This is a genomic window from Staphylococcus pragensis, from assembly GCF_004785665.1.
Lineage (GTDB): Bacteria > Bacillota > Bacilli > Staphylococcales > Staphylococcaceae > Staphylococcus > Staphylococcus pragensis.
Genome location: NZ_SRPJ01000001.1, coordinates 1,137,763 through 1,146,875 on the forward strand (window position 1 = coordinate 1,137,763; position 9,113 = coordinate 1,146,875).

Below are 9,113 nucleotides of genomic sequence, written 5' to 3' on the forward strand. Positions count from 1 at the left end.
ACTTTACTTTGTTTATAATATTATATAGAGATATGCCTCTTTTTTAACTCAAGATTAATCTAAATCAGAGCGAACATCTGAATCATGTGATTGACTAAATTTCTCTTCATCATTTTCCTCAGAAATTTGCTCCATTTCTTTACCTAATTCTTTTAGATCATCTAAGTCTTGAACCATTGCATTCTCTTCTTCATGATAATTCAATTCTGTTTCTTTTTTATCAGACATCATTTAAACCTCACTTATAGATTTATGCAAAATGAGCAGTAAAGTATTCTTTAACGTCTTCAGGTAAACCTTCAGCAGCAGCTCTATCTAATACTACTGTTACCATACGATGTACTTTTAAATCTGCTGGTTCGAAGCTTGATTTACCATTTTCCTCATATAACTTTTTAACAAACTCGCGTTTATTTCCGCCAGTGATAACTAATACTACTTCACGTGCTTTCATTAAGCCTTGTCTAATATTTACATTTAAGCTACCTTTTTCATCAATAGAAGTCACTTGTAAAATAAGCTTACCTTTGTTTTCTTTAGTTTTAATTTTGTCATCAATAAGAGATGCTGCATCATCGTCTAAGTTAATAGGATAAATTTGACTTGATGGTACACCTAATGCTTCATAATAAGAACGGTTTTCATCATAATCTAAAATGTTGATTTGACTGAAATCTACAGGATTACGATCTACATCTTTTTTTAATTCATCTAATACTGGGGCAGTTTCTCTATCTAAATGTAGCCCTGCAATAGTTGTAGGATTGTTGTTAAATTGCTTTCTAATGATGTCCGCTGTGAATTGTGCTACTTGGTCAACATCATTAAATACTTTAAAGTTCATTGCCATTGTTATTACACTCCTCTTGAATCTCATTTGTCTTAAAAAAACGGTATTATATAATAAAATACCCTTATGACAAGTGAATCAAACTAATTTAAAATGTTATAATAATTCACTAATAAATATAACATTTTTTATTGTATAAATGCATTTAAATATGAATGAGTTTATCGTTTTACTTATAATAAGCCTGGGAAATTTTGCTGGCGAAGCGCTTCATAAATCAATAAAGCTGCAGTATTAGATAAGTTTAATGAACGAATATTTTCACTCATTGGAATTCTTAATGCTGTATCTGCGTATTTTTCTTTAACCCAGTCAGGTAAGCCTGTTGTTTCTCTTCCGAAAATAAAAAATAAATCAGTATTTGGTTTATTAAAATTAAAATCGCTGTAAGTTTGCTTACCAAATTTTGTTAAAAGATAATATTCTCCCTCAGTCACTTCAAAAAATTCTTCAATACTTTCATGATACGTTATATTCACATGCTCCCAGTAGTCTAATCCAGCACGTTTTAACATTTTATCATCTGTACTAAAGCCTAAAGGTTTGATTAAATGTAGATTTGTATTTGTCCCCGCACAAGTACGTGCTATATTTCCTGTATTTGCAGGTATTTCAGGTTGAAATAATACGATATGATTTGTCATTTATTGTTTCCTCATTTCTAGTCCTTTTAACATTTCAACTTGAACTTCTTCTAGTTCGTCATCGTAATGTTCTTGTATAAATTCACGAGCCGCTTCACCAAGAATTTGTCCAATTGCCCAATAAGCTGTTCCCCTAATCATAGGTCTTGGATCATTCATAGCAACTTCTTTTAATTCTGGTATAGCAGTTTCTTCATTAAAGTGAGCCAAAGCTATTATAGCATTTCTTTGGATGGGCTTTTTTCCTCTCCAAGCGCCTGCTAGGTGCCCATAAGTATTTTTAAATTCTTTATTACTCATTTGTAATAATGGCACTAAACGTGGTTTTAGTATTTCTGGTTCTAAAACGATATCATCATGAGTAGTATTAATACCTCTATTTTTAGGACAAACTTGTTGGCAAGTATCACAACCATATAAACGGTTACCAATTTTATAACGATATTCATCTTGTAAATAACCTTTAGTTTGCGTAAGAAAACTAATACATTTTTGTGCATTTAATTGACCATTACCAACTAATGCACCAGTCGGACAACGGTCCACACAAATCGTGCAATCACCGCAACTATCTAATACTGGGTCATCAGGTTCAAATGGAATACTAACTAACATTTCTCCCAAATATGTCCACGTACCTAAATCAGGGTTGATAATAAATCCGTTACGACCAGCAAAGCCTAACCCAGCTCGTTCCGCCACTGCTCTATCAGAAAGCACGCCTGTGTCCACCATACTTTTAATTTCTACATCTGGTACTTTAGATATTATAAACTCAGCTAATTTATCTAATCGCTTCTTCATAATTGTATGATAATCTTGACCCCATGAGGCACGCGCAAACATTCCTCTTCTGTCTCCTCTTACACTTTTAGGAGCACCTTTTAATTTATTAGGGTAACCGACTGCAATAGCAATGATAGAGCGCGCAGTTGGCAGACTTAATTTAGGTTCCGTACGTAAAGCGATATCAGATTCTTCAAACCCTGAAGCATAGCCTTTCGCATGATAATCCTCTAACTTTTGTTTTAGTTCATCAAATGGATCTGCAGTTGTAAAACCGATGCTATCAATTCCAATAGTATAAGCATAGTCAATTATTTCTTTTTTTAGCTGCTTATAATCCACTAAATCTTCCTCCTATAAAAAATATCCATAGGACATTGTAACACAAAGGGATATTTAAAGATGCAAGATTTATCTCAATAAAAAAGAGCGGAACAGAAATCATTAAGATTTCATAATTCCGACTCCATTCTTAAAATCTTATTTAAAGGTAGTGACTACTTATAACACTCTAGCGAGGAAGTTCTGAGTTCTTTCATGTTTAGGGCTATTAAAGATATGTTGAGGGGTGCCACTTTCGACAACATAGCCATCAGCCATAAATACTACTCTATCACTTACATCTTTAGCAAATCCCATCTCATGCGTCACAACTACCATCGTCATACCTTCTTTAGCAAGTTCTTTCATTACTTTAAGCACCTCGTAAACAACTTCTGGATCAAGTGCTGAAGTTGGTTCATCAAATAAAATGACGTCAGGATGCATAGCTAATGCTCTTGCAATTGCTACCCTTTGTTTTTGACCACCTGACAATTGAGCAGGATACACCTCTGCTTTTTCTTCTAAACCGACTTTTTTGAGTAGTGCTTTCCCTTCTTTTTTCAAATTTCCTAAGTTATCTTTTTTTAGTAATTTAGGCGCAAGTATCACATTTTCTAGTACTGTTTTGTGTGGAAATAAATTGAAATTTTGAAAAACCATACCCATTTTCTGGCGTAACGTATCCAAATTCGTACTTTTTTGCGTTAATTCATTACCTTCAAAAATGACCTTTCCATTCGAAGGTGTTTCAAGTAAATTCATACATCTTAATAATGTACTTTTACCACTTCCTGAAGGCCCTATAATAGCGATTACTTCACCTTTATGTACTTCTAAATTGATGTCTTTTAACACTTCATTTTTCCCGAAAGATTTATTTAAATTCTGAACTTTAATCACTGGCTTTCATTCTCCCTTCAATTAAACTCATTATTCTTGATAAAGAGAAAGTTAATACAAAATATAATACTGCTGCAATAATTAATGGTGTAAATGGATCGAATGAAATACCTTGAACAACTTGAGCGTTAAACATTATTTCACTTACACCAATTGTTGAAACAATTGATGATTCTTTAATTAATGTTACGAATTCATTACCAAGCGCTGGTAAAACATTCTTTACTGCTTGAGGTAAAATAATGTGGAGCATCGTTTTAGAATAGTTCAATCCTAAGCATTGTGCTGCCTCTGTTTGTCCTTTATCTACAGCATTAATACCAGCTCTGACAATTTCAGCAATATAGGCTGAGGAGTTAATAACTAACGCTATTGTTCCACATATTAATGCTGAAACATCTAATCCTAATACAGCTGTAGTACCAAAGAACACTAAAAATACTTGAACAAGTATTGGAGTACCTCTAAGGAATTCAACATATACAGAAGCTATCCATGATAATAATTTAAATTTACTTAATTTCGCTAAAGCTATTAAGGCACCAATTATCGCTCCAAAGATCACTCCAATAAAAGAAATTAAAATTGTATTTTTTATTCCTTTAATAAAGAAAGCACCATATTTACTAAAGAAATTCCCATCATCTTGCATTTCTTTTGCTGCTTTATTCATATATTGATCAATCATCTTTTTATCTTTAACTTCTTTAATTGTTTTATTGATATGTTCTAATAAAAGTGGTGAATTTTTAGGAACTGCAATCACTGTGTCTTTTTTAGCCTCATTAAAATCAGCATTATCAATTACTAAATCCTCATTTTGTTTTGCATAAGCTTCAGCTACTGGTTTTTCAACAACCAAGCCTTCTACTTTTTTACTTTTTAAAGCTAAAATAGCATCCGGCAAGCGGTTTAACAAACTTAAATCAACATTCTCAATTTCTTGTTGCGCTATCTTTTCTTGTTCAGTACCTTTTTGCGCTGCAACTTTTTTATTAGCAAAATCTTTTAATGAACGGTATGTATCTTTATCACTTTTTCTAATTAATACCACATTACTTGACTCCATATAAGAATCAGAGAAGTCTACTTCTTTTTTTCTTTCTGGTGTTGATGTCATACCAGAAATAATAATATCTATTTTTCCAGTTTTTAAAGCACCTAATAAACTATCAAATTGCATATTCACAATTTTTAGTTTTAGCTGATTATCGTAAGCTATTTTTTTGGCTAACTCTATATCAACACCTGCATAAACACTTTTGCCATTGACTGTTTTTTCGAATTCAAGTGGTGCATAATCAGCTGATAGACCCACTTTCAATTCTCCACTTTGCTTAATTTTTTCCCACTTAGCATCTTCATCAGCGTGAGCTATTGGTTCTATGTATATTAAAGTCATACTAATTAAGATTGCTATGATGATTAACTTAGATATATATTTCATAGGCAACCTCCTTTTGGTTTTAAATTATTATACATATTAACGAATTATTATGCAATATTAATTTTAAAAAAATAAAGCACTTATCTCGTAAAGTTAAGATAAGCGCTTTATTATTATTATTATTGTTTAGGTATTTCAAAACGATAAATACTATCTGTATATGATGGTATTAATTTTTTGCATATTTCATGTATAATGAACGCACTTACGAAAGGAATAATTAGATATCCAAAAGTTAATAGGATGATATTCATTGTAATATTACCAGGCATACGGTTTAACGCGTTGATAGGGCCTACTAGTCCAGTGTAGCCAAATCCTGCTGATAACGGCGTACCCTTGATACCAATTGCGTATGCAAGAATACCTCCTATAATACCGTTTAAAGCTAAAGGTATAGCTATGATGAGATGCTTGAAATAAACAGGAATCATCATTTTAGCAGCACCAATAAATAGTACAATATTTACACCAATTGAATTGACGCGTAGTGATCCAAAGAAGAAGGTCACACAAGCCGCTACAATACCCATATTAGCTGCCCCACTACCTAATCCTGAAAGTCCAATTGCAGTAGCGATAGCAACTAAAGATATTGGTGTAACCATTAATAAAGCATATGTAACACTTATCAATATAGTCATTAACAATGGATTTAGTTCAGTAAATGAATTAATGATATGACCAAGTGCTTTAGTAATAGTCTGTACATAAGGGAGTGTTAATAATCCAATCAGTCCACTTACTACTGGAATTAATACAGGTAATATAATCATTTCAAATGAACCTAATTTACCTTGTAAAAGTAAATAAAAAGCACATGCAATAATCACAACTATAATTGTGTTAATAATATCGCCTATACCTTTCAATGCAATGCCATTCGCACTAAACTGTATCGCGCCAGAACCTAACATTGCTGATACACCAACCATACTTGCACCAGCCCCACTGAAACGAAATTGATGCGCAGCTAATATACCAATAATAAATGCCATAAATGACTGAATCACAGTCACAATTTGAAATATTACTTCTAATGTGGGATGACCCTCTTTAAAAAACTTTAAAAGTTCCCCTAATAGAGCATTAGGTAATAATGCTATAACTACCCCTGCCCCAACCGCATTCAAAATATTGCTAAAAAAATATTTCATAGTCAAACGTTGTTTATTCATAGTAGCCTCCGTTTCCAAACATTAGCTTTATATTAGTACATTATCCATTTATAAACAATATAAATTAAAGACTTTTATTGATTCATTATTGAAATGTTGAGGTTTTAATTACGATTTTTGGACCCCATTTTTACAAATAATTGTTTCGGGGTCCATTCGGGGCCTTTTTTATTAGTTTTATATGGTGTCTAATAAAAAAGAACCCCCTATAAATCAAGGTTTCTAGTGTGTAAAAGTGTTTTAGTGATATAACTCTAAAAAATTATGACCATTTACTAAAAGAAACTTATGTAAAAGATAATAAGAAAGCAGTACATATAATTGAAATTATATAACCTCCAGTGACTATAATTGTCATCTCAAAATCTTTCAGTGACCAGTCAGTGGCCAAAAAATAGTTTCTAAACGTGTCTAAAAGCATAAAAAAAGAGTGAAAACGTTGATTTAACAACATTTTCACTCTAAAAATTCCTAAAAGAATTTAAATAAATACCGGCGGTCGGGGTCGAACCGACACTCCAATGAAGGAACGGGATTTTGAGTCCCGCGCGTCTGCCAATTCCGCCACGCCGGCACAATTTAGATAAATAAAAAACTTCCATGTGGAAGCAATATATGGAGCGGAAGATAGGACTTGCACCTATATCTCGTTCCGGGAAGGAACGTATTCTAAAAATTGAAATACTCCCGCGCTATATTAAATTATGGAGCGGAAGATAGGACTTGCACCTATATCTCATTCCGGGAAGGAATGTGTTCTAAAAGTTGAACTACTCCCGCATAGTAAGTTGGAGGCGGCAACCGGATTTGAACCGGTGATAAAGGTTTTGCAGACCTCTGCCTTACCACTTGGCTATGCCGCCAATAAAAAAACTGGGCTAGCTGGATTCGAACCAGCGCGTGACGGAGTCAAAGTCCGTTGCCTTACCGCTTGGCTATAGCCCATTAATATTATAAGGGCGGTTGAAGGGAATCGAACCCTCGAGTGTCGGAACCACAATCCGATGCGTTAACCACTTCGCCACAACCGCCATGGCAGGGACAGTAGGAATCGAACCCACATCAAAGGTTTTGGAGACCTCTATTCTACCGTTGAACTATGTCCCTATTAAATAATGGTGGAGGGGGGCAGATTCGAACTGCCGAACCCGAAGGAGCGGATTTACAGTCCGCCGCGTTTAGCCACTTCGCTACCCCTCCATGAGATGGTGCCGGCCAGAGGACTTGAACCCCCAACCTACTGATTACAAGTCAGTTGCTCTACCAATTGAGCTAGGCCGGCAATCTAAAATGGTTCAGGACAGAGTCGAACTGCCGACACATGGAGCTTCAATCCATTGCTCTACCAACTGAGCTACTGAACCATAATAAGTAATGGCGGTCTCGACGGGAATCGAACCCGCGATCTCCTGCGTGACAGGCAGGCGTGTTAACCGCTACACTACGAGACCAAACTAAATTGCGGGAGGCGGATTTGAACCACCGACCTTCGGGTTATGAGCCCGACGAGCTACCGAACTGCTCCATCCCGCGATAATGAAAAATAAATGGCGGAGGAAGAGGGATTCGAACCCCCGCGGCCCGTTAAGGCCCTGTCGGTTTTCAAGACCGATCCCTTCAGCCGGACTTGGGTATTCCTCCACGTTTTATAGGTAATTTGCTATTAAATTATTAGATGGCGGTCTCGACGGGAATCGAACCCGCGATCTCCTGCGTGACAGGCAGGCGTGTTAACCGCTACACTACGAGACCAAGAATACGGAGGAAGAGGGATTCGAACCCCCGCGAGCCGTTAAGCCCCTGTCGGTTTTCAAGACCGATCCCTTCAGCCGGACTTGGGTATTCCTCCAAAATTATATGGACCTTGCAGGACTCGAACCTGCGACCGAACGGTTATGAGCCGTTAGCTCTAACCAACTGAGCTAAAGGTCCAAATTATAATTCTACAACTATTAATTAGTGGCGGTGGAGGGGATCGAACCCCCGACCTCACGGGTATGAACCGTACGCTCTAGCCAGCTGAGCTACACCGCCGTTATCTAGTTTATAAATTTGAAATATGGTGGAGACTAGCGGGATCGAACCGCTGACCTCCTGCGTGCAAAGCAGGCGCTCTCCCAGCTGAGCTAAGCCCCCATATTTTATAAATAGTTCCTATCGGGAAGACAGGATTCGAACCTGCGACCCCTTGGTCCCAAACCAAGTGCTCTACCAAGCTGAGCTACTTCCCGTAAGAGAACGCGCCCGATAGGAGTCGAACCCATAACCTTTTGATCCGTAGTCAAACGCTCTATCCAATTGAGCTACGGGCGCAAAATAATAATGGTGCCGAGGACCGGAATCGAACCGGTACGGTGATCTCTCACCGCAGGATTTTAAGTCCTGTGCGTCTGCCAGTTCCGCCACCCCGGCACTATAAAATTAATGGAGCGGAAGACGGGATTCGAACCCGCGACCCCCACCTTGGCAAGGTGGTGTTCTACCACTGAACTACTTCCGCATATGCGGGTGAAGGGAGTCGAACCCCCACGCCGTAAGGCGCTAGATCCTAAGTCTAGTGCGTCTGCCAATTCCGCCACACCCGCGTATACATGTGAGCCATAGAGGATTCGAACCTCTGACCCTCTGATTAAAAGTCAGATGCTCTACCAACTGAGCTAATGGCTCTTAGATGGTGCCGGCCAGAGGACTTGAACCCCCAACCTACTGATTACAAGTCAGTTGCTCTACCAATTGAGCTAGGCCGGCTATTTAATTTGAATGGTGGAGAATGACGGGTTCGAACCGCCGACCCTCTGCTTGTAAGGCAGATGCTCTCCCAGCTGAGCTAATTCTCCATTCTTATAAGCCTGGCAACGTCCTACTCTAGCGGAACGTAAATCCAACTACCATCGGCGCTAAGGAGCTTAACTTCTGTGTTCGGCATGGGAACAGGTGTGACCTCCTTGCCATTGTCACCAGACAAGTGAATGATTATACATTCA

General features: G+C 37.2%; 7 protein-coding genes, 26 tRNA genes and 1 rRNA gene. All 34 read right to left on the reverse strand.

Annotation, left to right across the window (positions count from 1 at the left end; translation table 11 throughout):
• Positions 1-54: 54 nt before the first annotated feature.
• Positions 55-231 (reverse strand): SAS053 family DNA gyrase inhibitor, encoded by a 177-nt coding sequence (locus E2558_RS05610; protein ID WP_371869263.1) that lies wholly within the window; start codon positions 229-231, stop codon positions 55-57.
• Between the two features lie 19 nt (positions 232-250).
• Positions 251-850, reverse strand: coding sequence for a 6-phosphogluconolactonase (locus tag E2558_RS12325; protein ID WP_168210215.1), 600 nt, complete (start codon positions 848-850; stop codon positions 251-253).
• A 173-nt stretch (positions 851-1,023) separates the two neighbouring features.
• A complete protein-coding gene (trmL, locus tag E2558_RS05620) occupies positions 1,024-1,494 on the reverse strand; it encodes a tRNA (uridine(34)/cytosine(34)/5-carboxymethylaminomethyluridine(34)-2'-O)-methyltransferase TrmL (protein ID WP_126566235.1) in 471 nt (156 codons plus the stop codon).
• Complete coding sequence (queG, locus tag E2558_RS05625; protein ID WP_126566238.1) at positions 1,495-2,622, reverse strand: tRNA epoxyqueuosine(34) reductase QueG; 1,128 nt, start codon at positions 2,620-2,622, stop codon at positions 1,495-1,497.
• A gap of 159 nt (positions 2,623-2,781) precedes the next feature.
• The gene (locus E2558_RS05630; RefSeq protein WP_126566240.1) at positions 2,782-3,504 is read right to left on the reverse strand and encodes an amino acid ABC transporter ATP-binding protein; all 723 of its coding nucleotides are present in this window, start codon (positions 3,502-3,504) and stop codon (positions 2,782-2,784) included.
• On the reverse strand, positions 3,497-4,951 hold the full coding sequence (locus E2558_RS05635; RefSeq protein WP_126566242.1) for an ABC transporter substrate-binding protein/permease: 1,455 nt from the start codon (positions 4,949-4,951) through the stop codon (positions 3,497-3,499). The genes E2558_RS05630 and E2558_RS05635 overlap by 8 nt, the downstream gene beginning before the upstream one ends.
• Before the next feature lie 119 nt (positions 4,952-5,070).
• Entirely contained in the window at positions 5,071-6,129 is a 1,059-nt protein-coding gene (locus tag E2558_RS05640; RefSeq protein ID WP_126566245.1) for a PTS sugar transporter subunit IIC, read from the reverse strand.
• A gap of 490 nt (positions 6,130-6,619) precedes the next feature.
• Positions 6,620-6,703: transfer RNA gene (locus tag E2558_RS05645), tRNA-Leu, on the reverse strand.
• Positions 6,704-6,745: 42 nt separating this feature from the next.
• Positions 6,746-6,820: transfer RNA gene (locus E2558_RS12330), tRNA-Gly, on the reverse strand.
• 14 nt (positions 6,821-6,834) lie between these two features.
• Positions 6,835-6,909: transfer RNA gene (locus tag E2558_RS05650), tRNA-Gly, on the reverse strand.
• Between the two features lie 9 nt (positions 6,910-6,918).
• A tRNA-Cys gene (locus tag E2558_RS05655) sits at positions 6,919-6,992 on the reverse strand.
• Positions 6,993-7,002: 10 nt separating this feature from the next.
• A tRNA-Gln gene (locus E2558_RS05660) sits at positions 7,003-7,074 on the reverse strand.
• Positions 7,075-7,087: 13 nt separating this feature from the next.
• A tRNA-His gene (locus E2558_RS05665) sits at positions 7,088-7,160 on the reverse strand.
• A 2-nt stretch (positions 7,161-7,162) separates the two neighbouring features.
• A tRNA-Trp gene (locus E2558_RS05670) sits at positions 7,163-7,236 on the reverse strand.
• 9 nt (positions 7,237-7,245) lie between these two features.
• Positions 7,246-7,329, reverse strand: a tRNA-Tyr gene (locus tag E2558_RS05675).
• Between the two features lie 6 nt (positions 7,330-7,335).
• A tRNA-Thr gene (locus E2558_RS05680) sits at positions 7,336-7,411 on the reverse strand.
• Positions 7,412-7,420: 9 nt separating this feature from the next.
• Positions 7,421-7,493, reverse strand: a tRNA-Phe gene (locus tag E2558_RS05685).
• 11 nt (positions 7,494-7,504) lie between these two features.
• Positions 7,505-7,580: transfer RNA gene (locus E2558_RS05690), tRNA-Asp, on the reverse strand.
• An 8-nt stretch (positions 7,581-7,588) separates the two neighbouring features.
• Positions 7,589-7,662, reverse strand: a tRNA-Met gene (locus E2558_RS05695).
• Between the two features lie 15 nt (positions 7,663-7,677).
• A tRNA-Ser gene (locus E2558_RS05700) sits at positions 7,678-7,770 on the reverse strand.
• A gap of 35 nt (positions 7,771-7,805) precedes the next feature.
• Positions 7,806-7,881 (reverse strand) — tRNA-Asp (locus tag E2558_RS05705).
• 7 nt (positions 7,882-7,888) lie between these two features.
• Positions 7,889-7,978: transfer RNA gene (locus E2558_RS05710), tRNA-Ser, on the reverse strand.
• Between the two features lie 9 nt (positions 7,979-7,987).
• A tRNA-Ile gene (locus tag E2558_RS05715) sits at positions 7,988-8,061 on the reverse strand.
• 28 nt (positions 8,062-8,089) lie between these two features.
• Positions 8,090-8,163 (reverse strand) — tRNA-Met (locus E2558_RS05720).
• A gap of 26 nt (positions 8,164-8,189) precedes the next feature.
• Positions 8,190-8,265: transfer RNA gene (locus E2558_RS05725), tRNA-Ala, on the reverse strand.
• A gap of 21 nt (positions 8,266-8,286) precedes the next feature.
• Positions 8,287-8,360, reverse strand: a tRNA-Pro gene (locus E2558_RS05730).
• Between the two features lie 8 nt (positions 8,361-8,368).
• Positions 8,369-8,442, reverse strand: a tRNA-Arg gene (locus E2558_RS05735).
• Between the two features lie 10 nt (positions 8,443-8,452).
• A tRNA-Leu gene (locus E2558_RS05740) sits at positions 8,453-8,541 on the reverse strand.
• Between the two features lie 13 nt (positions 8,542-8,554).
• Positions 8,555-8,629 (reverse strand) — tRNA-Gly (locus E2558_RS05745).
• 3 nt (positions 8,630-8,632) lie between these two features.
• A tRNA-Leu gene (locus E2558_RS05750) sits at positions 8,633-8,714 on the reverse strand.
• Positions 8,715-8,723: 9 nt separating this feature from the next.
• Positions 8,724-8,796, reverse strand: a tRNA-Lys gene (locus E2558_RS05755).
• A 5-nt stretch (positions 8,797-8,801) separates the two neighbouring features.
• Positions 8,802-8,877: transfer RNA gene (locus E2558_RS05760), tRNA-Thr, on the reverse strand.
• A 13-nt stretch (positions 8,878-8,890) separates the two neighbouring features.
• A tRNA-Val gene (locus tag E2558_RS05765) sits at positions 8,891-8,966 on the reverse strand.
• Positions 8,967-8,976: 10 nt separating this feature from the next.
• A 5S ribosomal RNA gene (rrf, locus tag E2558_RS05770) occupies positions 8,977-9,091 on the reverse strand.
• Between the last annotated feature and the right edge of the window lie 22 nt (positions 9,092-9,113).

What these genes read in the sequence shown, in the direction of transcription:
- E2558_RS12325 (WP_168210215.1), bottom strand. Translation starts at nt 850, where the DNA reads ATGGCAATGAACTTTAAAGTATTTAATGATGTTGACCAAGTAGCACAA.
- E2558_RS05635 (WP_126566242.1), bottom strand. Translation starts at nt 4,951, where the DNA reads ATGAAATATATATCTAAGTTAATCATCATAGCAATCTTAATTAGTATG.
- trmL (WP_126566235.1), bottom strand. Translation starts at nt 1,494, where the DNA reads ATGACAAATCATATCGTATTATTTCAACCTGAAATACCTGCAAATACA.
- E2558_RS05640 (WP_126566245.1), bottom strand. Translation starts at nt 6,129, where the DNA reads ATGAATAAACAACGTTTGACTATGAAATATTTTTTTAGCAATATTTTG.
- E2558_RS05610 (WP_371869263.1), bottom strand. Translation starts at nt 231, where the DNA reads ATGATGTCTGATAAAAAAGAAACAGAATTGAATTATCATGAAGAAGAG.